The organism is Nonomuraea coxensis DSM 45129, from assembly GCF_019397265.1.
GTDB lineage: Bacteria > Actinomycetota > Actinomycetes > Streptosporangiales > Streptosporangiaceae > Nonomuraea > Nonomuraea coxensis.
Map to the genome: position 1 here is coordinate 4,668,408 of NZ_CP068985.1, position 23,846 is coordinate 4,692,253.

Genomic DNA, 23,846 nt, shown 5'->3' on the forward strand with positions numbered 1-23,846 from the left:
GCTTTTCATGACCTCAGCCTCGTCGTCGTCAGCTTCGGGTACGCGCCGATCTCGGCCTCGGTGAACCGCTCGGTCACCCACCCGCCGCGCGAGAACAGCTCCGTCTGGTCGGCGTGGTACGGCGAGGCCGGATTCGCCGACAGCGAGTACGTCAGCACCGTACGGGTACGCGGCCCGGCCGGCGTCAGCTCCACCGCCATCAGGAAGCTGGAGCCGGTGTTGACGTCCGGGTAGCGGCCCTGGCCGCCGAGTTCGCCGCCGGTGCGGATCCGGTCGAAGCAGCCCTCCGCCTCGGTGCAGCCGGGCACCGGAACGGCGCCGTAGCGCTGGGCCTGGCCGGGGGTGAGCGTCAGCGGCAGACCGGCGGCGGTGAACCTGCGTACGACGTCGGCCAGCGCGCCCTCCACCGCCGGGTGGGTGACGTCGAGCCCGCGCGGCGTGGTGAGCGGCTGCGCGGCGTCGAACGGCACCTTCCACCAGCTGTCAGGAGGCGCGGGTGTGCCGTCGGGCCGCCGGTGGGGGACGTTCAGGCCCAGGAAGAACTCGCGCCACAGGATCGCGCCGCGGCTGTCGAGGCGGGCCCGCCCGTCCCAGGCCGCCAGGGTGGCGCAGGCCCGCCGTACCTCGACCTTCGTGCCGTCGCTCGCCGTCATCACCGGCTTGGCCCGGCACAGCGCGAGCAGCTCAGGGCGCAGCAGCTCCGCGCTCAGGTTGCGTTTGCCGGTCGCGCTCCGCTGGAGGGTCTCCAGCGTGAAGCCGGGGGCGCCGAGCCGGTCGCCGCCGGAAAGCCGCTCGGCGATCATGTCGAGGCCGACGCGGGTGCGCAGGTCCTGCCGGGTGCGGGTGTCGCCGTAGACGCGGGGGTAGCCGGTGAGCGGGGCTGCGGGGTTGGTGAGCCAGGGGCCGGCGTTGGCGTTGGCCACGTAGTCGGTGCGGGCCAGCCGGGGCTGGGCGGCGGGGCCGAAGATGCCCGGCTCGACCGCGTCGGCGTCCGCGCCCCACAGGCAGGCCGAGCGGGAGCCGTCCAGGACGAGCATCCTGGGGTCGTCGGCGGCGCGGCAGCGCCTCGCCTGCTCGTCGGTGACGTGCGGGACGACCGAGGTGTCGGCGAAGTACGCCTGGCCGGCGGCGTCGGCGGCCAGCGTGTAGACGAACGGCATGCCCTGGTGGGCGGCCTGCGCGCGGCGCAGCGCGGCCACGTCGCGGGCGGCGGCCAGGGCCAGCCACTCGTCGGCGAAACGCAGGTTGGCGGCGTTGGCGTCGGCCAGCGCGAACGCGTTCGTCTCCGTCCAGTCCATGCCGAGCACCGGGCCGTAGCGGGAGGTGTGGACGGCGGTGGTGACCTCGCGGGGCACGCCGCCGGGCTCGCGCACGACGACCTGCACGTCCTGCCGGCCCATCGGCTCGGGCTTGCCGTCCACCAGGTACGTGGTGCGCCCGCCCGGCGCGAGCGTGAGCCGGTACAGGGTGAAGTGCTGGGCGTGGGAGACGGTGTGCGTCCAGGCCAGGCTCGCGTTGTGGCCGATCTGCACCATCGGGGTGCCGTACAGGCTGCCGCCCGACACGTCGAGCACGCCCGGGATCGTCAGGTGGACCTGGTAGAAGCGGCGGCTGCCGTTCCAGGGGAAGTGCGGGTCGGCCAGCAGCATGCCGTGGCCGGCGCGCGTGGCCTCGCGGCCGAGCGCCCAGGCGTTGCTGCCGGGGGCGGCCGCCTTCGGCTCTGGCCGGTCCTGCCCGTCGTCCGGCTTCGCCTTCTTCGCGGCCTGCCCGGAGGCGGCGATGGCCTCCTTGAAGGAGGAGCTGCCGGCCACGCGGCCCAGGTCGAGCAGGTTCATCCAGACGTCGGAGGCGGTGATGGGGCCGACCCATTCCTTGCCGCGGCAGGTCGGGTCCGGCAGGCGGGCCACGCCGGTGTCGGCCAGGTAGCGGTTGTAGCCGGCGACGTAGCCGTCCACGAGCGCGCGCAGCTCGGCGCTCGGGCCGTACGGGGCGGGGCGGGCGAGCACGCGGCGCAGCACGTCCGACGAGCGGACGTAGGTGTAGTAGGCGTCGCTGGCCAGGTTGGAGATCGGGTCCATGACGTCGTCGGAGGCCGCCTCGGCGCCGAAGTGGCGCGAGCGCTCGCCGCGCAGCGTCAGCACCCATGAGGCCATCACGCACACGTTGTCCTGGGCGAAGGCGTAGCCGTAGCCGTAGCCGAGACCGCCGTGGTCCTTCGCCGAGATGTGCGGGACGCCGTACTCGGTGCGTCTGATGTCGGCGGCGTAGCGGCCCTCGGCGGCGCTGGCCCGCGCGGGGGCGGCCACGAGGAAGGAGGCGGCCAGCACGGGGGCGAGCAGCGCGGCCGGGCGTCGTAAAGCTGGTCTGATCATCGGCTGGTCCTCATTCGAAGCGGGCATTGTCGGGCGCGGTGACGCGCTTGAGCAGGGGCAGCCCGGCCAGGACGATCAGCAGGGCGACCACCAGCCCGCCGCCGATGGTCAGGAGGTAGCCGGCGCCGGGAAGCGCCGCCGGAGCGCTCTTGATCGCGAGCTGGTCGATGAGCGGCCCGGCCACGCCGAAGCCCGCGCCCGCCGCCACCAGGGCGGCCAGCAGCACGGGGACGGCCGTCTCCAGCAGCACCACCCTGGACAGGGTCCGTGTCGGTGTGCCGGACAGCCGCAGCAGCGTGAACGGCTGCCTGCGCTCCACCACGCCCCCGGCGACCGCCACCAGCAGGCCGCAGCCCGCCACCAGCAGGGTCAGCGCGACGATGGCCAGCGCGACGCGCTCCACCTGGTCCAGCAGCACCGCGCGGAGCTGGGCGACCTCGGCGAACGTCAGCGGGGTCTCGGAGCTGCCGGCACCGGCCAGGTACGGGGTGAGCGACGTCCGGATCCGCTCACGGACGGCCGGGTCGCCGGCCCGGATCAGGACCGCCGCCAGGGAGAGCCGGCCCGGCGGCCCGGAGCCGGTGCCGGCGGCCTCGGGCGGGCTGGTGGGGTCCACGATCGGCAGGTTCCGGTCGACCGACAGCATGTTGTCGCTGGTCAGCAGCCGGTTGAAGTCGGCCCTCACCGCGCGGGCGCCCGCCGCGCACGCGCCCAGCGCCGGGAACCGGGCCAGGTCGTCGCAGGCGACCACGTGCCCGAGCATGAAGTCGAGCCGGCAGCCGGGAGCCGGGTCGCACGGCAGAGGCGCGGCGGGCGGGTCCGGCGCCCCGGCCCTGCGGTAGATCGGCAGCACGGTGACGCCCGGATGGGCGCCCACCTCGGCGAGCAGCGCGTCCGCCTCGGCCGGCGGCAGCGGGCGGCCGGGAGCGGCGTCGGCGTACCCGAACGAGGCCCGCATCACCTCGTTCAGCGTGCCGCCGCCCGCCGCCCGCTGGCCGGAGACGACGGCGGGGACGATGCCGGCGACGGCCGTGCCGATGAAGACCGCCAGCACGATCCCGTTGACCGAACGGAAGGCCGCCTTCGGGTCGGCCGCCAGCCGCCGCGCGGCCAGCAGGGTCGCCGCGCCCCGGGTGAGGCGGGCGGTCAGCCGCGCGGCCAGCATCGTCAGCCACGGCCCGGCCAGCACCAGACCGGCCATGATCAGCACCAGGCCGGCGTCGACGAGCAGCGGGTCGGGCTTGCTGCCGCCGCCCGCGAGCGCCGGGCCCGCGAACAGCGCCAGCCCGGCCGCGAGCGGCAGCGCCCGCCACCATCCCGGGGCGGAGGCCCGCGTCCTGCGGGCCGCGCCGAGCGGGGTGATCCGCACCCGGCGCAGCGACCACAGGGCGGCGGCCACCGCGGCGAGCGGCACCAGCACGACCACGGCCGCGTACTGCGGCGCGGTCGGCGCGATCACGTCGGGGAAGAAGCGCGAGCCGGTGACGGCGACGCCGGCCAGCGCGGGCCGTACCGCCTGGAACAGCGCGATGCCGGCGAGCGCGCCCAGCAGCGCGCCGAGCGCCGCGTCCACCGAGGCGATCGCGTTGATCTGGCGCGCGGTGGCGCCGGCCAGCCTGACGGCGGCGAAGCGGGCCTCGCGGCGGGCGGCGGCCAGGCGCGTCGCGGTGCCGATGAGCACGAGCAGCGGCACGAGCAGGCCGACGGCGGCGATGCCGAACCCGTGCTCGTACAGGGCCGTGGTGTCGTCCGCGGCCGGGGTCGTGGCCACGGTGTCGACGGCCACGGTGCCCGCCATGCCGGCCAGCTCGCCGGGGGTCCGGCCGACGACGGCGACCAGGTCGTCGGGGCCGGACAGCGCCGCCCGCCCGACGAGGCCGGCGCGGACGCCGGGGAAACGGCCGGCGAGCTGCTCGCGCGGCACGCCGGCCATCAGCTCGGCGAGCGCGGGCGAGACGTAGTGCCGTCCCGCCTCGGGCAGCGCCGGCAGGCCGGGCACGGTCGGCGCGGGCCCGCCGGGGTCGAGGAAGGCGACGTCGAGCCGCTTGATCGGGCGGCCGGCGTAGGTGTCCACGCGGTGGTTCCACAGGACGGCGCCCGGGGTGGCGCCCAGCGCCCAGCCCGCCGGCGCGGAGCCGGTCGTGCACTCCCAGCAGGGGCGGTCCGCGGTGGCCCGGAAGGCGTTGAACAGGGCCACCGTGGACAGCAGCACCGTCACCCCCATCGCGACGGCGGCGCTGACGAGGGCCAGCCGGACGGCCGCCTCGCGGCCGCCGCGCAGCGACAGCCGCAGGCCCAGCCATAACGTCATCGCAGGACCTCGCCGGCGTAGGGGTCGGTGACCTTGCCGTCGCGTACGATGACCTCCCGGTCGGCGCAGGCGGCGACGCGGGAGTCGTGGGTCACCACGATCACGGTGGCGCCCTCCTGGCGGGCCAGGCCCACGAGCAGGTCCATGACCTTCTCGCCGGCGAGCGAGTCGAGCGCGCCGGTGGGCTCGTCCGCGAAGATCACCTTGGGCCGGGTGACGAGCGCGCGGGCGATCGCGACCCGCTGGGCCTGCCCTCCCGACAGCTCGCCGGTGCGTCGTCCGCCGAGGCCGTCCAGCTCCAGCCGGTCCAGCCAGCCGCGCGCCCGCTGGTAGGCCTGCCTGCGGCCGGTCCTGCCGAGCAGCAGCGGCAGGGCGACGTTGTCGGCCGCGGTGAGCTCGGGCACGAGCTGGCCGAACTGGAAGACGAAGCCGAACGCGGTGCGGCGCAGCCGCGACCGGCCGGCGTCGCTCAGGGTGTCCAGCCTGCCGCCGTCGAACCAGACCTCGCCCGCGTCGGGCGTGAAGATGCCGGCCAGGCAGTGCAGCAGCGTGGACTTGCCGGAGCCGGACGGCCCCATGATCGCCAGGATCTCCCCCGCCGTCACCGACAGGCTCGCCTCGCGCAGCGCCGGCGTCCGGCCGTAGGAACGGCTGACCGAGCGGGCCTCCAGCAGCGGGCCCGGCGCGGGACGGGCGTCGATGGTCATGCGCCGCGCACCGTTTCCGCCAGCGCGCCCAGCCGGGCGCTGGTCACGTCGATCCAGCGCAGGTCGGCTTCGAGGTGGAACAGGGCGTGGTCGGCCAGCAGGGTGTCCACCAGGACGCCGCCGCGTTTGACCTCCGACAGCTCGCGCATGCGCCGCATGTGGGTGGCGCGCTGGAGGTCGAGGTAGCGCTGCGCGTCATGGCCCAGCATCAGCGCCAGCACGACCTTCGTGAACAGCACCGTCTGCAGGAACGGCTCCGCCGCCACCGGTTCGGTCAGCCACGCCTCCACCTCCTGCTTGCCGAGCGGGGTGACGGAGTAGCGCTTGCGGTCGGGGCCCTCGCCGGGCTCGCTGCGGCCGGCCGTGACCTTGCCGTCGCGGGCCAGGCGGGCGAGCGTCGAGTAGACCTGCCCGAAGGGGAGCGGCTTGCCCCTGCCGAAGTAGGTGTCGTAGGCGCGCTTGAGGTCGTAGCCGTAACTGGGCTCGCGGTCCAGGAGGCCGAGGAGGGCCAAGGGGACGGTCATGGCCGCCGACTATACACCAGAGGTATACACGCAGCGCATAGCCGGACCCAGCACGCCTTGGCCCCGTCCTCCGCGAGGAGCGCGGCGAGCTGTCCGTCGCCGTCCGCTCCCCGCGGGCCCTCGCCGCCGACGGCCGCGCGAGTGACGGCAGGTCAGGGCGTTTTGACGACCGTCAGGAGGGCGGCGGTGTCCTCGACGGCTTCGAGGCTGTGCCGGGCGGACGGGACGACGAGGAGATCCCCGGTCCTGCCCTCCCACGAGTCGTCGCCGCTGGCCAGCCGCACCCGGCCGCGCAGCACGAGCACCGTCGCCTCGCCGGGGTTCTCGTGCTCGGCCAGACAGGTGCCGGCGCGCAGCGTGATGAGGGTCTGCCGCAACAGGTGCTCGTGACCGCCGTAGACGGTTTCCGCGCTGCGGCCGGTGGAAGAGGCGGCCGCGCGTTCGAGGTGCTCGCGGGCCTTGGCGTCAAGGGACATCTTCTGCATGGGACGAGTCTGCCGTGTCACTGCTTCTCCGACAGCCACTCGGCGAGGACGGCGGCCTGGCTGTGGTCCACGTCCTTGGTCGCCGTCAGCAGCGTGAGCCGGTCGTGGGACGCCAGCTCCCGCAGATGATCGGCGGCCGGCTGATGTCCGTCGTCACGCAGCTCGTCCAGGTAGCGGCGGCGGAACTCGGGGAAACGGCCGGGCTCGTGGCCGTACCACTTCCGCAGTTCGCTCGACGGCGCCACGTCGCGCAGCCACTCGTCCAGGTGCGCGTCGTCCTTGCGCATGCCGCGCGGCCAGACGCGGTCCACGAGCACCCGCCTGCCGTCCTCGGGCGAGGCTTCCTCGTAGATCCTGCGGTACGTGATGTTCTTGCTCATGGCGGTGCTCCCAACCCCTCACCGTCATGCCTGCCCGTAGGGCCGGACGCCGAACCGGCCGGCGCGTACGAACGGGCGACCTGCCCGGCAGGCCGCCCGCAGCCGGTCAGATGACGCGGACCTGGAACTGGTCCCCGTCCAGCACCCGCGACTTGTAGTAGAAGGCGCCGAGGTCGGCTCCGCCGAGGGTGTTCTCCGCCAAGGGGATCAGGCAGGAGCTGTAGCCGCCGGAGTCGTTGGCGGCGCGGACGGGCAGCCAGTTGGCGTTGCAGCTGAACCCGGCCCCGGTGTTCCAGTTGATGATGAGGATGGTGCGGCCGTAGGGCTGGGAGTACGCGCCGTTGTAGGTGGACTTGAACGGGTACTCGTCACACGACCAGGTCCCCGGAGTCGTGGGCTTGGGGTACCCCGGCGGGCAGGCCGTGTTGTAGTTGTTGTCCATCAGGGTCTGGTTCTGGGTCCTGGTCAGGATGCTCGGCATCCGGAAATGGTTGATGGCGAGCTGGAGGTGGCGGGCGTACGACGGATAGCGGGACGACAGGACGTCGTGCACCGGACGGACCGAGTCGTAGACGCACCCCGACGGGTAACCGGTCAGCGCGTCGTCGCAGCGGTGCACCGCCGGCGCCGTGATCGAGGCGATCGTCGTCGGGTTGACCCACGCCGCGTTGGCGAACCAGTACCTCATCCCCCCGTGCGCACCCCACGTGTAGCCGCCTGGCGGACTGTGGAAGTACGTGGTCGTGGAGTGGACCCGGCCGGGAAGCGCTGACCCGCCGACCAGCCCGCTGCTGGACACCGTGCAGCTGGCGAGGCACTGCGGCTCGGCGTAGACGAAACTGTCGAGCACCGCGGGGATCGCCGGGCCGGCGACGGAGTTGGCCTGGTAGTGCCACGACTGGGTCCAGCGCAGCGAACTGTAGTCGAGGGTCGTCAGGCTGGAGACGGTGTACTGGATCGAGCCGATGACGACCCCGTTGGGCACCGTGAAGATGAGCAGGATGCCGTCCTCGATCACGCAGTGGGCCGTCCTGGTCACCGTGGAGCTCCCGCCGCAGATGTCGGCGGCGGCGAGCCCGGCCTCGGACTTGGGGGTCTTCTTGGCCTCGCCGGCTTTCCTCGGCTGCTTGCGGACGCAGGTGGCGGTGCCGGACTTCCCGTCCGCGGCGAGCGCCGCCGCCTCCTGCTTGAGGTCGGTGCCGCACTCCTGCGTGACGGCGGGCTGGGGCGTGGGTTTGTCCGGTGCCGCCGTCGCCGAGGTGGCGGGGACGAGCAGGGACAACATCCCTAAGGCGACGCTCGCGATCCCCGCTTTCCATTTGACCACGGGTTACTCCCTTCGTAAAAGAGACGCTGGGCGAAGGGAAACGCCGGCCTCTGGACAGGCTCTGGACGTTTGATGAACACTGTGGCGGTGCTGGTCGTCCAGGTGCTCGGCCGCCTGCGGGTGTGGCACGACGATCGCGAGGTCGATGCCGGGCCACCCGCCCGCCGTCTGATGCTGGGGGTCCTGGCGCTCAACGCCGGACGGCTGACCACCCGCCGGGAGCTGATCGAGTCGCTGTGGGGCGAACGGCCGCCGTCGAGCGCGGTCAACGTGCTGCACACCCACACCAAGCACCTGCGCCGCCTGCTCGACCCGCGGCGCAGCCCCCGCGACCAGGAGGGCGTGCTCTCCACCGTCGGCGACGGCTACCTGCTGCGCCTGCCGGAGGACGCGCTCGACCTGCTGCGCTTCCGGCGTACGGTGACGGCCGCGCAGCGGGCCGCGACCGGCGGCGACCCGGCGCGGGCGGCCGCGCTCCTCCGTGAGGCGCTGCGGCTGTGGGAGGACGACGACCCCCTGTGCGACGTGCCGGCGCTCGAAGGCCACCCCAAGGTATGGGGCGTCAAGGCCGAGCGCCGCCGCGCGCAGCTGTCCTACTGGAACCTGATGCTGCGGGCGGGCAACGCCGCCGAGGTCGTCGCCGCGCTGGCGGTGCAGGGCGCGGCGAACCCGCTCGACGAGGCGGTGCAGGCCACGCTGATCCGCGCCTACCAGGCGACGGGCCAGCGGGCGATCGCCTTCGAGCGGTACGAGGCCACCCGCCTCGTGCTGGCCGAGGAACTGGGCGTGGAGCCGGGCGCGGAGCTCCGGCGCGCCTACCGGCACCTGCTCGACGAACAGGAAAGCCGCGGCGCGCCGAGAGTTCCGCGGCAGCTCCCCGCGCCGGTGCCGGACTTCACCGGACGCGCCGGCGAACTGGCCCTGCTCGACGCCGCCAACGCCCGCCGCCCACCCGGCATCGTGATCGTCTGCGGCACCGCGGGCGTCGGCAAGACGGCGCTCGCCGTCCACTGGGGTCACCACAACCGCGAACTGTTCCCCGACGGGCGCATCCACCTCGACCTGCGCGGCGACGACGCCGAGCACGCGCTGTCCCCGCACGAGGCGCTGGGCCGGCTGCTGACCGCCGTCGGCGTGTCCGATCAGGACATCCCGGCCGACACCGAGTCACGGGCCGCGCGCTGGCGCACCGAGACCGACGGCCGCAGGCTGCTCGTACTGCTCGACAACGCGGCCTCGGCCGACCAGGTACGGCCGCTGCTGCCCGGCACCCACGACACCCTCGTGGTGATCACCAGCCGGGACCGGCTGGCCGCCCTGGTCGCCCTGCACGGCGCGCACCGCGTCGAACTGGACCTGCTGCCCCGCGCCGACGCCGTCCACCTGCTGCGCCGGCTGCTGGGCGAGCGGGCGGGCGCCGATCCCGGCAGCGTCGACTCGCTCGCCACCATCTGCGCCCGCCTGCCGCTGGCGCTGCGCCTGGCCGCCGAGTACGCCGGGGCGCAGGCGCACCTGCCGCTGGCCGGCGTGGTGACGCGGCTGCACCGGGCCGGACCGCTGGATCTGCTCGACCCGGGCGGCGGAGCGGCGATCCGGCACGTCTTCGGCTGCTCGTACCGGCTGCTCGACGCGGAGGCGCAGCGCCTGTTCCGGCTGCTCAGCCTGAACCCGGCGCCGCACTCCACGCTCGCCTGCGTGGCGGCGCTGTCGGACGTCGACGAGATCGGCGCGGCCCGGCTCCTGCACCGGCTCGCCTCGGCGCACCTGCTGCGCTGCGACGCCTTGGGGCGCTACGGGTTCCACGACCTGCTGCGCGCGTACGCCGCCGAGATGAGCCTCGCCGTGGACGGCGAGGCCGAGCGGCAGGCGGCCGTGGACCGGCTGCTGGAGCACTACTGCGGCACCGCCGTCGAGGCGAGCGACACCCTCTACCCCGGATGGAGCGAGAGCCGGCGGCACGCCGGGCTCGCGCTCAAGCCCAGCGGCGTCACCCTCTCGCCGGACGCGGCACTGGCGTGGCTGGACGGCGAGCTGGCGTCGTTCGGCACGATCTGCCAGTTCGCGGTCCGGCAGGGACGGCCCGAGCGGGCGGTCACCCTCGCCGCCGCGTTGCACCGCTACCTGGAGGCGGGGCACGGCACCGAGGCCCTGTCGATCTACGAGTGCGCCGTCGCGGCCGCGCGGCAGATGGGAGACGCGCAGGGCGAGGCGCACCTGCGGACCAACACCGGGGTCGTCCTGCGGCTGCTCGGCCGCTACGCCGAGGCCGTCGACGAGCTGGGCGAGGCGCTGGAGCTGTGCCGGCGCGTCGGCAACCGCCACGGCCAGGCCCGCTCGCTGTCCAACCTGGGCATCATCGAGGAACGGCTCGGCGCGTTCGCCTCCTCGGCCGCCCGGCACCGCGAGGCCGTCGCGCTCTACCGCGAGATCGACGACGCCTTCGGCCAGGCCGCGGCGCTGACCAACCTGGGCAACCTGGAGGAGTCGATCGGCGGGCACGCCGAGGCGGCGCGGCACCTGCTGGCCGCGCACGACATCTTCGCCACGCTCGGCGAGCGTTCCGGGCAGGCCATCGCCCTGTGCAACCTCGGCCAGATCTACAGCTCGCTGGGCCAGGACGCGCTCGCCGTCGAGAGACTGCGCGAGGCGCTGAGCCTGTTCCGCGAGATCGAGCACCGTGACGGGGAGGCGACCGCGCTGAGCAACCTCGGCACCGCCCTGTGCGGCCAGGCGAGGTTCGAGGAGTCCCTGCGGCACCTGGAGCAGGCGCTCGAGATCTTCCGGTCGACCGGGCACAGGTACGGCGAGGCGAGCGTCCTCAACGCGACCGGCGAGACGTTGCGGGCCATGGGCCGCGACGGCGAGGCCGCGCAGCGGCACCGGCTGGCGCTGGCGATCGCCGTCGAGACCGGCGACGAGGACGAGCGCGGCCGGGCCGCCGCCGCGCTCGGCAGCCTCGGCTGAGGCCCGCGAGGCTCTTCCCTGAGCGGGACGAGCCGGTCAGACGAAGGCGGCGACGCCTTCGTAGGCGCCCTGGGACGCCTGGCCTGTCGTCCGGTACTCCAGCAGGAGCAGGCCGTTCTGGGTGGCCTCGTGGCTGACCAGGCGCAGGCCGGACGTGTCGCCCCGGCCGGTCATGAGGCGCCGCCCGGAGCGCAGCACGGTGGGCGCGATCACCAGCCGCAGCGTGTCGACCAGCCCGGCGGCCAGCAGGGCGTCGCCCAGCCGGGCGCTGCCATGGATCTGGAGCTCGCGTCCTGGCCGCGCCTTCAGCTCGGCGACCGCGCGGACCGCGTCGCCCCGGAGCACGGTGGCAGGGTTCCAGGTCCCCTCGGTGAGGGTGCTGGACACGACGTACTTCGGCAGGGTGTTCATCCGCCCGGCGAACGGGTCGGCGGGGTCGGTGATCTTCGGCCAGTCGCGGGCGAACGCCTCATAGGTACGCCGGCCGAGCAGCAGCCCGTCGGCGCGGTCGAGCCACGCGCCGGCACGCTGGACGAAGGTCGCGTCCAGGTGAGGGACGAGCCAGCCGCCGCGGGTGAAACCGTCGCTGGTGTCCTCGTCCGGCGAGCCGGGGCCCTGGCTGACCCCGTCGAGCGTGACGAACTCGGTGAGGGCGATCTCCATCAGGACGCCGGCCTCTCGCAGAAGGCCGCCAGTTGTCCGGTCACCGAACCCCAGCCGTCGGCGAAACCGATCTTCGCGTGCAGTTCGCGCGCCTGCGGGTCGCCGTGCCGGACGAGCACCCGGTAGTCGGTGCCTTGGGGGTGCTCGCCGAACGTGATCGTGGCGGTCATCGCGATCGGGTCGGGGGCGGCGGGGCGCCAGTCGCTGTCGATCGCGTTGGTGAACGCGATCCGTTCGAGGTCGTCGACGGCCAGGAAGCAGGCGTCCATGTGCGGGACGAACGCGCCGCCGTCGTCGCTCAACCGGGTGACGAACCCGCCGCCGGGCCGCAGGTCGAGCCGGTCCACCCGGCATCGGGCCGGGGCTGGGACCCACCACCGGGCGAGCGCGGCCGGGTCGGTCCAGGCGGCCCACACGGTCGCGCGCGGGGCGCGGATGACGCGCTCCAGGGCGAGGTCGAGGTCGGGATTCATGACGGGTTCTCCTTGGGGTCGGTGACGAGCCGCTCCAGCCGGTCGGTGTGTCGCTCCCAGACGCGGCGCTGCTCGGCGAGCCAGTCGTCGAGGAGGGCGAGCCGTTCGCGGTTGAGCGTGCACGTACGCACCCGGCCCGCTTTCACGGTGCGGATGAGCCCGCTGGCTTCGAGGGTCCGTACGTGCTTCATGAACGACGGGAGGGTCATCGGGAAGTCGCCGGCGAGGTCGCCGACGCTCGCCGGCCCGCTGCCGAGGCGCCGGACGACGGCGCGCCGGGTCGGGTCGGCGAGGGCGATGAACACGTCGTCCAGCTGAGCCGAATACTGTGCCACACGGCTAAGTGTGGCAGCCCGGCAACAGTTAGCGCAAGGGCTAAGTTTGCCGGGTTGAGCCCGGCCGTCAGGGCTGGAGGTCGGTCACTCCCCTGCCGGTAGCGAGGTCGAACGGCACCGAGGCCTGGTCGTGCGCGATCAGCCACTCGCCGCCGATCCTCTCCAGGCAGAAGGTGGCCCGGACCCACATCCCGTCCGTCGCCGCCCCGCTCCGCAGCGTGCCGCTGAGCCGGCCCAGGCCGTACCCGAACGCGACGTTCTCGTCAACGGTGAGCGTCAGGTCACGCAGCTCGTACGTCACCCGCTCGAACAGTGCGAACACCTTCGCCCAGTTCCGCATCTTCGCCTCCACGCCCACGTGCCGCAGCGGCGGTTCGACGTCGAAGGAGACGACGCCGGGCGCGTAGATCCGTTCCAGGGCCCCCAGGTCCTTGGCCTCGATCCCTCGCACCAGCGTGTCGATGCGCTTGCTGATCTCGTCTCGCGTGGTCATCGTCTCCCCGTCCCTCGGGTATGGGTCTTTCCCGTACGACGACACGGCGCGGCGGAAGGTCAGGCCGGCGGGCGGGACTCCTGGTAGATGTCCGCGTAGGTGCGCGAGTCCTTGATCAGGTCGTCGGCGAAGGCGGCGACGTCGTCGCCGATGAGTTCCAGGACTCCCTTGCCGGTCGCGGCGCCCTCCTCGAAGAAGTCGAGGAGCCCCGGGAGCAGGGGCCCCTCGACCAGCCCGACCGGCCCGACCTTGAAGTAGTAGCGCTGGATCTCCTTGTAGACGATCTCGTAGTCGGGCGGGAGCGCCTTGACGCGCGCCATGTGAGCCCGCCACTGCTTCTTGCCCTCGATGATGTCCCGGATGCTCACGTCAGCCTCCCAGCCGGTTCAGTTTCCGCGCGACGTTCCTGTTCAGCTGCGCGCGCCAGCGGTCGCGGTAGGTGCGGGCGCCTTCCCCGCCGGCCAGCGCCGCGCAGAAGCCCGCGATGTCGTCGCCCAGCACCTCGTGGATGCCCTGGCCGTCGGCCGCCGTCTCCTCCAGCAGCCCGAGCGCGCCGTCGAGGATCGGCATCAGGTTGCGGCCGGTGAAGTCGCCGTAGAGCCAAAGATGGCCCTTGATCTGTTCCCAGGCCGCCCGGTGGTCGGCCGGCAACGCCTCGGCCCGGGCCTCGAACGCCTTGAATTGCCTGGTGAGATCGCTGCCGGTGATGGTCTCCCAGAAGTTCATCTGCCGCCCTCCTTGAGCTTGTCGATGCGTGAGGAGACGTACTCCCATTTCGCCCAGAACGTCGCGAGTTCCTTACGTCCTGCGTCGTTGAGGGCGTAGAACTTGCGCGGGGGGCCCACCCCGGACGGTCGTTTCGTCACGTGGACGAGGCCGTTCTTCTCCAGCCGCAGCAGGATGGTGTACACCGTCCCCTCGACGACGTCGGTGAAGCCGAGCTCGTTCAGGCGGCGGGTGATGGCGTAGCCGTAGGTCTCCTCGCTGGCGATGATCTCCAGCACGCAGCCTTCGAGCGTGCCCTTCAGCATCTCCGTCAGGTCGTCCATCGCATGCCGCTCCCGCTACTTCGTACCACCGAGTACCGCTATACAGTAGCACGGAGTACTGGCGTTCCGCGCCCGTCCGGGCCGGCGCCGCGGGTGACGCCGGCCTCGCCCGTCATGGTGCAGATCGCCGTGGGCATCGCGGCGGCGTGGATCCTGGCCATGCCGGTGTTCGGGGCCGCCTGGATGGGCGCCCCCGTCGAGGTCTCCTCCCTGGCGGCCTGTCGGTCAGGCCGGCGTCTCGCGGAAGCGGAAGCGCACGATGCGGGTGGAGCGTCTCATGCCCGGCAGCAGGTTCAGGAGGCGGTACACGCGGCGGACCCCGGCGGGGGCCTTGGCCATCAGGACCGGCGCGTCGTACATCGGCGCCTCGTCGACGTACTCCAGCCGCGGGTGCCACGCGGCCAGCGCGGCCGGGACGTCGAAGCCGCAGTGGAACCGGGCGTCGTACCTGCGCAGCGTGGGGTCCCACCGGGAGAAGCGCCACGCCCATACCGGCACCGTGTCGAGCTGGATCTGGCCTTCGGGGAAGGCGTCGACGACGCCCGTCAGGAGCCGCCGGACGTCGGCCTCCGGCAGGTACGGCACCAGCCCCTCGGCGACCATCAGCACCGGCCGGCCGCGAGGGACGCGCTCCAGCCAGGTCAGGTCGGTGACGTCGGAGCCGATCAGCGTGCAGTGGTCACGCGCCGGCAGGAGCCGCCGGCGCAGCTCGATCACGGCGGGGTGGTCCAGGTCGTACCAGTCGACGGTGGGGGGCGGGTCGAGCCGGTGGGCGCGGGCGTCGAGGCCGCAGCCCAGGTGCAGGACCACCGCGTCGGGGTGATCGGCGAGGAAGCCGCGGGCCCAGTCGTCGTGGGCGCGGGAGCGGACCACGGCGACCAGGCCCAGCTGGCTGGTGCCGAACCTGCCCCGGTCGTAGCCGGGGTCGAGGCGGCGCATCACCCGCTCGGCGTAGGTGTCGCCGAGGATCGGGTCCGGCAGCCGGTTGTCGAGTGCTTTGGCCTTGAGGACGGGAGTGAGGGTTTTCTGCACTCCGAGGAGTCCGATGTCCGTCACGACAACGACGCTACTCCTATTTCACGAAATTCTTGAAGTTCTCGAAATATCGTAGACTGTGATCTCCACGGTGAGCGGAAGGAGCGGCGGTGACGCGAGCGGGCGAGGACGCCGTCGCGGACTTCAGGGAACGGTTCGCGCAGATCCTGGTCGAGTCCGGCATGCCACGGATGGCGGCGCGCGTGTACGCCGCGCTGCTGGTCACCGACTCCGGCAGGCTGTCGGCGGCCGAGCTGGCCGGACAGCTGGGGGTCGGCGCGTCGGCGATCTCGGGGGCGGTCAAATACCTGGTGCAGGTGCGCCTGGTCGAGCGCGGGCGCGAGCCCGGCAGCCGGCACGACTTCTGCCGCATCCACGAGCACACCTGGAGCCACTTCATCAGCCAGTCCGTCCCGGTGCTGGTCCAGGTGCAGGCCGGCGCCGAGGACGGCGTCAAGCTCCTGGACCCCGCCTCCCCCGCCGGGCGGCGCCTGGAGGAGACCGGCCGGTTCTTCGCGTTCATGCGCGAGGAGATCGAACGGTCGATGGCCAAGTGGCGGCGGCTCCAGGCGGACCGGCCCGAGAACGGCTGAGCGCGGCCGGGCGCGGCGGTCAGGCCGCGGCCGGCTGGGCCTCCGGGCGCGGGCCGCGCGCGGCGCGGCGGTCGGCGACGAGGATGAGCAGCAGCCCCGCCAGCACCCACAGGCCCAGGGTGAGGGCGGGTGCGCCCGCTCCGGTGCCGTCGAAGAAGCTGAGCGCGCGCACCAGGCTGCCCGAGGCGCCCGGGGGCTGGAGCTGGCCGAGGGCGGCCCAGCCGGCGGGCAGCCAGTAGGGCCCGGCCATGCCGGACAGCGGGTTGCCGACGAACATCATCACGGCGGCGCCCACGCCGAGCCCGGCCAGGCCGAGCAGGGACTCCAGTCGATGACGCCGAGCAGCAGGCGCACGGCGGCGGCGTTCAGGAAGGCCGCGGCGAAGACCTCGCAGGTCTCCTCCACGCCGGGCAGCTCGAAGACCGTCTCGGCGGCCGGGCGCGACACGAAGTGCATCAGGGCCGGGGCGATCATCTGCTGGATCAGCAACGGCAGCGGCAGGCGGCGGATGCGTCCCGCCTCCATCTCGTCGGTGAGCCACTGGCCGAGCCCGGCGAGCATGCGGGGGGCGAAGTGCTGCAGCAGTCCCTGCAGGGCGGGCTCGTCAGGGCGGGCCAGCGCCTCGGCGAGCATGGCCGGCATCACCCGAGGCTCGCGCGTGAGCGCCTCGGCCATGAGCCGGTAGGTCGCGCGGACCGTCTCGTCCATGAGCCGGTAGGTCGCGCGGACCGTCTCGTCCAGGTCGGCGCGCGGGCCCGCGACCACCTTCTCCACGTCCAGGAGAGGGCTGTAGGTCTCGAAGATCGCGCGCAGCAGCTCGTCCCGGCCGCCGAAGACGCCGTACAGGCTGTGCACCGAGCACCCGGCACGGGCGGCGACCGCCTCCAGGGTGAGCGCGGCCAGGCCCTGCTCCCCGATCAGGTGCGCGCCGGCCTCGAGATGGATCAGGCTCTCAAGGGGTGGCGCCCAATGCCGACAGGGCGGCGGCGAGCCGTGGGTCCGCCTGCGCGGCCTCCTCCAGGGCGGCCTGCAGCGTCTCCTCGTACGTACGGCCGGCCTCGGCGTGCCGGGCCCGGCCCGTCTCGGTGAGGACCGTGTAGACGCCGCGCCGGTCGTCCGGGCACAGATCCCGGTAGGCGAAGCCGGCCGCGTTCAGCCGCGCCACCAGGCGGGTCACCGAGCTCTGGTTGAGCCCGACCTTGTCGGCCAGCTCCTGCATGCGCAGCTCGCTCGTGGGTGAGGCGGCGAGGTGGCCGAGCGCGCGGAACTCCGACAGGCCGATGCCGTGCCGGCGCTGCAGGGCGGTGGCGAGCCTGCTCTCCACGCGGGCGTGCAGCAGGAGTACGCGCTGCCAGGCGGCGGTGACGTCGGGGACGGGTGCAGGGGTGGTGGTGGCAGGCATGGGACCTCTCGGTTCAGGAGACCGGCTTGACAGAAACATATATGTACATGCAACATCCTGTCCGACCCAATCATTTGCACGTACATACAAACAGGAGTCCTTGATGGCCTGGATCCACCTGCTCATCGCCGCCGTCTTCGAAGTCGTCTTCGCCCTGGCGACCAACGCCACCGAAGGGTTCACCCGGCTCGGACCGTCCCTGCTCACGGCCGCGGCCGCGGCCGGCGGGATCTTCTTCCTGAGCCTGGCGCTGAAGACGCTGGACGTCGGCGTCGGCTACACCGTCTGGACCGGCATCGGCTCGGTCGGCACGGTCGTGCTGGGAGCCGTGATCTTCGGCGAGCAGATCACCCCCTGGAAGGCGCTGGCCTTCGTGCTCATCATCGGCGGCGTGCTGGGACTCAAGCTCTCCGACCGTCTCTCCCCCGCCGCCTGACCACCATCACCCCCTTTTGCGAAGGAACCGTCATCATGGCCTGGATCTACCTCTCCATCGCGATCGTCTTCGAGATCGGCTTCGCCCTCGGCACCAACGCCACCCAGGGCTTCACCCGCCTGTGGCCGTCGGTCTTCACACTGCTGTCGGCCGCCGGCGGCATCTTCACCCTCAGCCTGGCGCTCAAGACGCTGGACGTCGGCGTCGGCTACACCATCTGGACGGGCATCGGCTCCATCGGCACCGTCATCCTCGGCGCCCTCATCTACAAGGAGAAGATCACGCCCGCCAAGCTGGGCTCGTTCGCCGCCATCATCGGCGGTGTCGTCCTCCTCAAGGTCGCCGCGGGGATCTGATGTAGCTTTTCGTGAGGACGGCGCGCCGTGGCCACCAGAGACACCCCCGCAGCCGCGCCCGGCGACCCGCGCGTGCGCCGTACGCGGTCGGCCCTGGCCCGTGCGCTGATCGAGCTGGCCGAGGAGCGCGACCTGGCCCGGATCAGCGTCTCGGACGTGGCAGGGAGCGCGGGCGTGAGCCGCTCGGCCTTCTACGACCACTACCGTGACGTGCAAGAGCTGGCCGAGGACGCCTGCACCGCGATGATCGACGACCTGATCGACTCCCTGCCCGGCCCGGCGCTCGACTCGGCGGACCTGGCCCGGGAGGCGATCGAGTCGCTGACGGCGTTCTTCGACCGATTGGCCGGGCACGCGGGGCTGTACCGCGCCCTGCTGGGCCCGCGGGGCAGCGCCCGGGTGGCCGGCCACATCCGCGGCCGCGTCGCCGCGGTCATCCACGACCGCCTGACGCACGCCGACGCCGACGGCTGGCCGGAACGGGTCCCGCACGACGTGACCGCCTCGTTCACCGCGGGCGCGCTCATCGGGGTCGCCGTCGACTGGCTGGAGCAGGGCTGCTCCCGGCCCCCGGCGACGATGGCCGCGGCCATCTGGCCGCTGGTGAATGCCCACTACCGCGTCAGCGCCAACGGGAGCTGAGCATCCCCCTTTCGATCATCGAAGGAGAACCCCCATGTCCACTGCCGATGTGTCCGGCAAATCCCTGGCCGAACTCGTCTCCCTGCGCGGACGGCGCGCGGTCGTCACCGGCCGACCGCGCCGTGACCGAGCTCGGCGGCCTGGAGATCTGGGTGAACAACGCCGGCATCTTCCCCGCCGTCCCCCTGCTGGAGATGAGCGAGGAGACGTGGGACCAGGTGTTCGCCGTGAACGCCCGCGGCGTCTTCGTCGGCGCGCGCGAGGCCGCGCGGCGCATGGCGGCACCGCGCCCGGACGGCCGCAGGGGCGGCGTCATCGTGAACATCGTCTCCACGGCGGGGTTTCGGGGCAGCGCGCCCGGCCTGGCCGCGTACGTCGGCTCCAAGCACGCCGCCCGCGGCCTCACCCGCGAGCCGGCTCTCGAACTGGCCCCGATGGGCATCCGGGTGCTGGGGGGTGGCGCCGAGCTTCGTCCCCACGGAGGGGAACCTGGCGATGGCTGCCGCGGCGGGCGTGAACGTCGCCCTGTTCTGCGCCTCGGACCTGTCGGCGTTCATGACCGGCAGCACGCTGCTCGCCGACGGCGGCGACACCGCCTGAGCGCCGTGGTCAGCCCTGGTGCGTCTCCAGCGGATTGGCGGCGATCTTGCCGGCGACGTTCCTGCGCACCGACGCGGCGGCGGCGCTGTCCGGCTTGCGCCTGGCCTGGTCCTCGAAACAGCCGAGGAACTCCGCGCCGAAGCCCAGGCGCGGGTAGCGGGTGAGCACGTCCGCCCTGGCCCGCGCGGGGAACTCCTCCGCGTGCCGGCCCACGACCTCCCAGCTCGTCGCGACCTGCAGCAGATGCGCCTCGGGGTCGTCGGCCGCCGGGACGTCGTCGCGCATGTGCAGCACGATGATCTCGTGGGCTCGCGCGGCCCGTTCCTGCGGCCAGCCGGCGGCCACGGCGAAGACCCAGGCCAGCCGGCCCCCGGCGTCCTCGAACGGCAGCCGGTGGCTGTCGAAGGCGTCCGTCAGGCCGATGTCGTGCAGCAGCGCCGCGACGCAGAACAGCTCGTCGTCGAACGCGATCCCGTGGGCGCCGCCGTACATGACTCCCCACAGGTACGAACGGACGCAGTGGTTGAGCAGCGCGGGCGAGCAGAAGCGGGTCGCCACGGACAGGGCGGCGGAGGTCACGGGCGTGTCAGGGAACATGATCAGGTCGTCTTCCTCTGATCGGGGCGGATGCCGTTCCGGAGTGTAATCGGCGATCACCGGGATGTGCCGGAGCGCGCGGTTGGACCCGCGCGGCGGGGGAAGCGATCAGCGGGTCAGGAGCATCGATCGCGAGCTCTCGGAGCAGGAGCATGAACGAGTCAGCCGCAAGGCGGGGTGTCCGGATCGGCGCCGTCTGCTGGATCGCGGCGCTGCACAACCTCGTCGTCGAGTTACTGGTGGCGGCCGCCTGGCCGAGCCCCTACAGTTTCGCCCGCAACGCCATCAGCGACCTGGGCAACACCGCGTGCGGGCCGTTCGAGCAGATCGACGGCTCGACGCTCCAGGTGTGCTCGCCGCTGCACTGGCTGATGAACGGCTCGTTCGTCGCGTACGGGCTGCTGGTCGTCGCCGGAGCCGTGCTCACCCGCCGGGCGTGGCCGGCGAGGAGGTCGGCCACCGCCGGCCTGGTCCTGCTGGCGGTGTCCGGAGCGGGTGTGATCGTGGTCGGCCTGGTGCCGGAGAACGCCGACCTCGCCCTGCACAGCGTTCCCGCGCTCATCGGCTTCGTGGCGCAGAACGCGGCGATGGTCGCGCTCGGCGTCGCGACCACGCGCTCGGCCCCTTGGCTGTCGCGCTTCTCGGTGGCCTGCGGGGCGGCCGGGCTGGCGGCGACGGTCCTGCTGCTGGTCGGCATCGACCTCGGGCTCGGCTCCGGCGGCATGGAACGGGTGGCGGCGAATCCCCTGACCCTCTGGCTCCTCGTCACCGGACTGTGGCTGCTGCGGCACGGAACGGCGGGGCGAGGTACGGCTACGTCGCCGGGAGGCCGACCGCGTTGACCGCGTCGGCCTCGAAGTAGTCCGTCGTGGCGAAGGGGCCGGCGTGCTCCTCGAAGAAGCTCCTGACGCCGTCGAGCGAGTCGTGGACGATGACGTTCACCGCCTGCGTCCCGTCGGCGCTCGCCACCGCCATCGTCCACCTGGCGCCCCGGGGAAGCCGGCCGTACGCCTGTTTCAGCGAGCCCCAGAACCCGTCGAGGTCGGAAATCCTGGAGACGACCATGACGTGCACCGTGGCGCCCTCCTCGTCGGCTCTCGGATGCACCCGGGCGTTGAGATGGAGATAGCGGGCGGCGCCGTGCTCGAAATCGTAGATCGCGACGGTCTGGGGATCCTCGGCCGGGTCGGCGGGCGGCATCAGGAAATGCGTCTCGCTGATCGGCAGCAGCTCGTGGTCGAGCTGTTCCGGCTTGCCGAGCAGCCGCGCCTCCACGGGGTTCAGCGTGGATCCGAGGTGGAGCGTCCCGCCCTCGGACGTCACCTCGAAGCGGGCGCCGGGGCGTTCGTAGACCCCCTCGTACCTGGACAGGTCGAGGACGAGGGCCGGATCGGGCTCCGGCAGGCCGGGGACCGTGACCGTGCCGAGGCCGGCCAGGATCTCGCCGAACACCTTCCGGTAGAGGCCGTCGCACGGCCCGGCGTTCGTCAGCATCGTCACGGCGAGGCCCGGCTCCGGCAGGATCCGCAGGCGGGCGCTCTGGCTGACCGCGCTGCCGTCGTGGGCGTAGACGGTCTGACCGTGCCAGTCGCACACGACGAGGCCGAGCGCCCACGCCGGCCCGAACATGTACGGCTCGGGCATCGGCACCCGCGACCCCGTCATCTCGCGGATCACGCCGGGCGAGACGATCCTGGTGCCGTCCGGGGCCCTTCCCTCGTTGAGGAAGACGTACGCCAGCGTGAGCAGTTCCCGGGCGGTCGTGTTGACGTTGCCGCCGGGGCCGAAGGCGCGCGGCAGGTGACCCAGCGGCGACGGGACCGGCCCTTCGTCGAGGGACCGGACCAGGTGCCCGGTCGCGGCGCGGCTCTCGTCCACGTGCTCGCGGCGGGTGGTCGTCGAGGTCAGCCCCAGGGGGCCGAACAGGCGATCCCTCATGATGTCGTCCCACCGCCTGCCGTCGATCACCTCCATGACACGGGCGAGGATCGCGTAGCCGAGGGCCGCGCTGTAGCCGTGGGTGTGGCCCAGGGGGTGGACCTGGGCGGCGCCGGCGATGTTCGCCACCATGCGCTCGTACACGTCGTCGTCCTCGCCCGGGTCGCCGTAGCTCTCCTCGATGCCGCTGGTGTGGTTGAGGAGATGACGGCAGGTCACCCGGGCGCTGACGCCGGGGTCGGCGACCCGGAACCCGGGCAGGTAGGTCCGCACCGGCTCGTCCAGGGCGACCTTCCCCTCGTCGACGAGTTGCATGAAGGCGAGCGCGGTCCAGGTCTTGGACACCGAGCCGCACTGGTAGACGGTGCCGGTCGTCGCGGGCTCGCCCGTGGAGACGTTCTTGACGCCGACCGCGAAGTCGGTGACCTGGCCGCCGCTGAGGACGCCGATCACGGCGCTCGGGATCCGGTACTCCGCCAGCAGTTCGGAGACGCGCGCCCGCGTCCGGGGCACGTCCAACGCTGTCACCATGAGGGCCGCCTCATTCTGTCGATTCTTTTCCGGGCGGGAAAAGGCTACGTTGCGTTTCCAGAAGCGTCAACGAAAAGCCGTCAAAAAAGGGCTTCTACAAGGGAATGTCGCGCGAATCGTTGCAACAGTATTGTCGATGAATGCAATTCGCCGCGAACGCTCGTTGCAATGTACTGTGGGTGAACGCACCGACAGGAGGGCGGTCCGATGCCCGGAGGCAGGCTGACCCACGACGACCGCCGTCAGATCGCGAGCTGGCTGGCCGAGGGGCTCGGCTACGCCGAGATCGCCAGGCGGCTCGGCAGGCCCACCTCCACGGTCAGCCGCGAAGTGGCCCGCAACAGCTCGCCCGGCGGCTACCTCGCCGACCGCGCCCAGCAGACCGCCGGGCGGCGCGCCCGGCGGCGCGGACCGGTCCCGGCCGCGGAGCCTCCGGGCGACGACGGGCCGGCCGAGTCCGTACGCGCCTTCGTCGAGGAGTTCGCGACGCTGCTGGTCGGGACGGGTCTCCCCCGGATGCCCGCCCGCGTGTTCGTCTGCCTGCTCACCGCCGGATCCGGGAGCCTGACGTCCGCCGATCTCGTCCGCGGCCTCCACGTCAGCCCGGCGTCGGTGTCCAAGGCCGTCGCCTACCTCGCGGCGATGGGGCTGGTCCGGCGCAGCCAGGACGCCGGCCGCCGCGAGCGTTACGTCGTCGACGACGACGTCTGGCTCCGGGCCCTCGTGGCAGACACCGGCGCACACGCCGAGGTCGCGGCGGCCGCGCGGCGCGGGATCGACATCCTCGGCCCCGGCACGCCCGCCGCCGCCCGGCTGGGCCGGATGGCGGGGTTCTTCGCCTGGATCAGCGAGCAGATGGACGGCGGCGGCCTCACCGACGCCGTCGCGGGCGACGCGCTCACCGTGGTGGCCGCGCTGGTGCACGCCGCCCGGCCGCTCACCGTGGACGACCTCGCCGCCGCGCTGGGCTGGCCCGCACGGCGGGCGGCGGCCGCCCTCGACGCGATCAGCCGCCGTCCGTCCCTTTCCGACCCGCTCGCCGTGGAGCGGGACGGGCGCGGCGCGTACGCCGTCGCCCCGAGACCCGACCGCCTGAGCCCCGCGCAACGCGACGCGCTGGCCGAGAGGTCCGCGCCGTCCTGATCATCCGGCGTCCCGCTGGTCGTAGGTCTCGCGGTGGGCGAGCACGTCGTCCATGTGCGTCTCGGCCCAGGACTTGAGGCCGCGCATCAGGTGGTGCAGGGACAGGCCGAGGCCGGTCAGCTCGTACGAGACCGTGACCGGCACCGTCGGCTTCACCGTGCGCGTGAGGAGACCGTCCCGCTCCAGGGAGCGCAGCGTCTGCGTGAGCATCTTCTGGCTGACGCCGGCCAGCAGCCGGGACAGCTCCGAGTACCGCATCGCCCGGGGCTCGCCCGCGCAGTCCGCGTCCGGCCGGGCCGAGCCGCCGCTGCCGAGCGCGGCCAGGATCAGGGCGACCCACTTGTCGGAGATCCGGTCGAGCAGCTGACGGCTCGGGCAGGCCGCCAGGAAGGCGTCGTACTCCGCCTTGGCCTGCGCTCGCTGCTGGGCCGCCGTCGTCGTCGCCATCGCCCGCTCCTCCAACCCGTGGGTGACCTACGCACTTCGGAGT

At 73.0% G+C, this 23,846-nt stretch carries 28 protein-coding genes and 2 pseudogenes; 8 read left to right on the forward strand and 22 right to left on the reverse strand.

What is annotated here, in order from left to right:
- Window positions 1–5: 5 nt before the first annotated feature.
- From Nocox_RS21895 to Nocox_RS21925, 7 genes are all read right to left on the reverse strand, one after another.
- Window positions 6–2,372, reverse strand: a complete 2,367-nt coding sequence (locus tag Nocox_RS21895) for a penicillin acylase family protein (RefSeq protein ID WP_033410454.1) — start codon at window positions 2,370–2,372, stop codon at window positions 6–8.
- A 10-nt stretch (window positions 2,373–2,382) separates the two neighbouring features.
- Window positions 2,383–4,683, reverse strand: coding sequence for an FtsX-like permease family protein (locus Nocox_RS21900; protein ID WP_020545664.1), 2,301 nt, complete (start codon window positions 4,681–4,683; stop codon window positions 2,383–2,385).
- Window positions 4,680–5,390 (reverse strand): ABC transporter ATP-binding protein, encoded by a 711-nt coding sequence (locus Nocox_RS21905; protein WP_020545665.1) that lies wholly within the window; start codon window positions 5,388–5,390, stop codon window positions 4,680–4,682. Before Nocox_RS21905 ends, Nocox_RS21900 begins: the two co-directional genes overlap by 4 nt.
- On the reverse strand, window positions 5,387–5,914 hold the full coding sequence (locus Nocox_RS21910) for a PadR family transcriptional regulator (protein ID WP_026214866.1): 528 nt from the start codon (window positions 5,912–5,914) through the stop codon (window positions 5,387–5,389). Before Nocox_RS21910 ends, Nocox_RS21905 begins: the two co-directional genes overlap by 4 nt.
- A 152-nt stretch (window positions 5,915–6,066) precedes the next feature.
- On the reverse strand, window positions 6,067–6,399 hold the full coding sequence (locus tag Nocox_RS21915) for a cupin domain-containing protein (protein ID WP_020545667.1): 333 nt from the start codon (window positions 6,397–6,399) through the stop codon (window positions 6,067–6,069).
- A gap of 17 nt (window positions 6,400–6,416) precedes the next feature.
- Complete coding sequence (locus tag Nocox_RS21920; RefSeq protein ID WP_020545668.1) at window positions 6,417–6,779, reverse strand: DUF488 domain-containing protein; 363 nt, start codon at window positions 6,777–6,779, stop codon at window positions 6,417–6,419.
- 106 nt (window positions 6,780–6,885) lie between these two features.
- The gene (locus tag Nocox_RS21925; RefSeq protein WP_157383311.1) at window positions 6,886–8,106 is read right to left on the reverse strand and encodes a hypothetical protein; all 1,221 of its coding nucleotides are present in this window, start codon (window positions 8,104–8,106) and stop codon (window positions 6,886–6,888) included.
- A gap of 72 nt (window positions 8,107–8,178) precedes the next feature.
- Here Nocox_RS21925 and Nocox_RS21930 point away from each other — a divergent pair, with 72 nt between their 5' ends.
- Entirely contained in the window at window positions 8,179–11,070 is a 2,892-nt protein-coding gene (locus tag Nocox_RS21930; RefSeq protein WP_063711685.1) for an AfsR/SARP family transcriptional regulator, read from the forward strand.
- A 36-nt stretch (window positions 11,071–11,106) separates the two neighbouring features.
- Here the strand turns inward: Nocox_RS21930 and Nocox_RS21935 are convergent, their stop codons facing one another.
- The 8 genes from Nocox_RS21935 to Nocox_RS21970 all read right to left on the reverse strand — a co-directional run bounded on the left by Nocox_RS21935 (window position 11,107) and on the right by Nocox_RS21970 (window position 15,139).
- Window positions 11,107–11,733 (reverse strand): dihydrofolate reductase family protein, encoded by a 627-nt coding sequence (locus tag Nocox_RS21935; RefSeq protein ID WP_020545671.1) that lies wholly within the window; start codon window positions 11,731–11,733, stop codon window positions 11,107–11,109.
- Window positions 11,733–12,206, reverse strand: a complete 474-nt coding sequence (locus Nocox_RS21940; protein ID WP_020545672.1) for an SRPBCC domain-containing protein — start codon at window positions 12,204–12,206, stop codon at window positions 11,733–11,735. Before Nocox_RS21940 ends, Nocox_RS21935 begins: the two co-directional genes overlap by 1 nt.
- Window positions 12,203–12,541 (reverse strand): ArsR/SmtB family transcription factor, encoded by a 339-nt coding sequence (locus Nocox_RS21945; RefSeq protein ID WP_026214868.1) that lies wholly within the window; start codon window positions 12,539–12,541, stop codon window positions 12,203–12,205. The genes Nocox_RS21940 and Nocox_RS21945 overlap by 4 nt, the downstream gene beginning before the upstream one ends.
- 67 nt (window positions 12,542–12,608) lie before the next feature.
- The gene (locus tag Nocox_RS21950) at window positions 12,609–13,034 is read right to left on the reverse strand and encodes a YybH family protein (RefSeq protein ID WP_020545674.1); all 426 of its coding nucleotides are present in this window, start codon (window positions 13,032–13,034) and stop codon (window positions 12,609–12,611) included.
- A gap of 59 nt (window positions 13,035–13,093) precedes the next feature.
- Window positions 13,094–13,402: a DUF1048 domain-containing protein gene (locus Nocox_RS21955; RefSeq protein WP_020545675.1), complete on the reverse strand. Its 309-nt coding sequence runs from the start codon at window positions 13,400–13,402 to the stop codon at window positions 13,094–13,096.
- Window position 13,403: 1 nt separating this feature from the next.
- Entirely contained in the window at window positions 13,404–13,760 is a 357-nt protein-coding gene (locus tag Nocox_RS21960; protein WP_020545676.1) for a DUF1048 domain-containing protein, read from the reverse strand.
- On the reverse strand, window positions 13,757–14,083 hold the full coding sequence (locus Nocox_RS21965) for a PadR family transcriptional regulator (protein WP_020545677.1): 327 nt from the start codon (window positions 14,081–14,083) through the stop codon (window positions 13,757–13,759). Before Nocox_RS21965 ends, Nocox_RS21960 begins: the two co-directional genes overlap by 4 nt.
- Before the next feature lie 225 nt (window positions 14,084–14,308).
- On the reverse strand, window positions 14,309–15,139 hold the full coding sequence (locus Nocox_RS21970; protein ID WP_020545678.1) for a class I SAM-dependent methyltransferase: 831 nt from the start codon (window positions 15,137–15,139) through the stop codon (window positions 14,309–14,311).
- Between the two features lie 89 nt (window positions 15,140–15,228).
- Between Nocox_RS21970 and Nocox_RS21975 the strand changes: the two genes are divergently transcribed.
- Entirely contained in the window at window positions 15,229–15,711 is a 483-nt protein-coding gene (locus tag Nocox_RS21975; protein WP_020545679.1) for a GbsR/MarR family transcriptional regulator, read from the forward strand.
- 19 nt (window positions 15,712–15,730) lie between these two features.
- On the opposite strand, the gene Nocox_RS21980 is transcribed toward Nocox_RS21975, so the two are convergent.
- The 4 genes and pseudogenes from Nocox_RS21980 to Nocox_RS21990 form a co-directional block, all read right to left on the reverse strand.
- On the reverse strand, window positions 15,731–15,994 hold the full coding sequence (locus Nocox_RS21980; protein WP_211212766.1) for a hypothetical protein: 264 nt from the start codon (window positions 15,992–15,994) through the stop codon (window positions 15,731–15,733).
- Entirely contained in the window at window positions 15,991–16,566 is a 576-nt protein-coding gene (locus Nocox_RS21985; RefSeq protein WP_020545681.1) for a hypothetical protein, read from the reverse strand. Before Nocox_RS21985 ends, Nocox_RS21980 begins: the two co-directional genes overlap by 4 nt.
- A 6-nt stretch (window positions 16,567–16,572) precedes the next feature.
- A pseudogene (locus Nocox_RS43990) lies at window positions 16,573–16,659 on the reverse strand (TetR family transcriptional regulator); the annotation flags it as partial.
- Window positions 16,660–16,663: 4 nt separating this feature from the next.
- Entirely contained in the window at window positions 16,664–17,113 is a 450-nt protein-coding gene (locus Nocox_RS21990; RefSeq protein WP_020545682.1) for a MarR family winged helix-turn-helix transcriptional regulator, read from the reverse strand.
- A gap of 103 nt (window positions 17,114–17,216) precedes the next feature.
- On the opposite strand from Nocox_RS21990, the gene Nocox_RS21995 reads away from it, so the two are divergent.
- From Nocox_RS21995 to Nocox_RS44180, 4 genes and pseudogenes are all read left to right on the forward strand, one after another.
- Window positions 17,217–17,549, forward strand: coding sequence for a DMT family transporter (locus tag Nocox_RS21995; protein WP_020545683.1), 333 nt, complete (start codon window positions 17,217–17,219; stop codon window positions 17,547–17,549).
- A gap of 35 nt (window positions 17,550–17,584) precedes the next feature.
- Window positions 17,585–17,905 carry a DMT family transporter gene (locus Nocox_RS22000; protein ID WP_020545684.1) on the forward strand — a complete coding sequence of 107 codons (321 nt, stop codon included), beginning with the start codon at window positions 17,585–17,587 and terminating at the stop codon, window positions 17,903–17,905.
- Window positions 17,906–17,932: 27 nt separating this feature from the next.
- On the forward strand, window positions 17,933–18,547 hold the full coding sequence (locus Nocox_RS22005) for a TetR/AcrR family transcriptional regulator (protein ID WP_020545685.1): 615 nt from the start codon (window positions 17,933–17,935) through the stop codon (window positions 18,545–18,547).
- Between the two features lie 47 nt (window positions 18,548–18,594).
- Window positions 18,595–18,936: pseudogene (locus tag Nocox_RS44180) on the forward strand (SDR family NAD(P)-dependent oxidoreductase); the annotation flags it as partial.
- A 220-nt stretch (window positions 18,937–19,156) separates the two neighbouring features.
- Here the strand turns inward: Nocox_RS44180 and Nocox_RS22015 are convergent.
- Window positions 19,157–19,744: an HD domain-containing protein gene (locus Nocox_RS22015; RefSeq protein WP_020545688.1), complete on the reverse strand. Its 588-nt coding sequence runs from the start codon at window positions 19,742–19,744 to the stop codon at window positions 19,157–19,159.
- Window positions 19,745–19,896: 152 nt separating this feature from the next.
- Between Nocox_RS22015 and Nocox_RS22020 the strand changes: the two genes are divergently transcribed.
- Window positions 19,897–20,586: a DUF998 domain-containing protein gene (locus Nocox_RS22020; RefSeq protein ID WP_020545689.1), complete on the forward strand. Its 690-nt coding sequence runs from the start codon at window positions 19,897–19,899 to the stop codon at window positions 20,584–20,586.
- Here the strand turns inward: Nocox_RS22020 and Nocox_RS22025 are convergent.
- Window positions 20,558–22,213, reverse strand: a complete 1,656-nt coding sequence (locus Nocox_RS22025) for a serine hydrolase domain-containing protein (protein ID WP_026214869.1) — start codon at window positions 22,211–22,213, stop codon at window positions 20,558–20,560. The genes Nocox_RS22020 and Nocox_RS22025 overlap by 29 nt on opposite strands.
- Window positions 22,214–22,420: 207 nt before the next feature.
- Between Nocox_RS22025 and Nocox_RS44185 the strand changes: the two genes are divergently transcribed.
- Window positions 22,421–23,356 (forward strand): GbsR/MarR family transcriptional regulator, encoded by a 936-nt coding sequence (locus Nocox_RS44185; RefSeq protein ID WP_020545691.1) that lies wholly within the window; start codon window positions 22,421–22,423, stop codon window positions 23,354–23,356.
- Here the strand turns inward: Nocox_RS44185 and Nocox_RS22035 are convergent, their stop codons facing one another.
- On the reverse strand, window positions 23,357–23,803 hold the full coding sequence (locus Nocox_RS22035; RefSeq protein ID WP_026214870.1) for a winged helix-turn-helix transcriptional regulator: 447 nt from the start codon (window positions 23,801–23,803) through the stop codon (window positions 23,357–23,359).
- Window positions 23,804–23,846 lie beyond the last annotated feature (43 nt).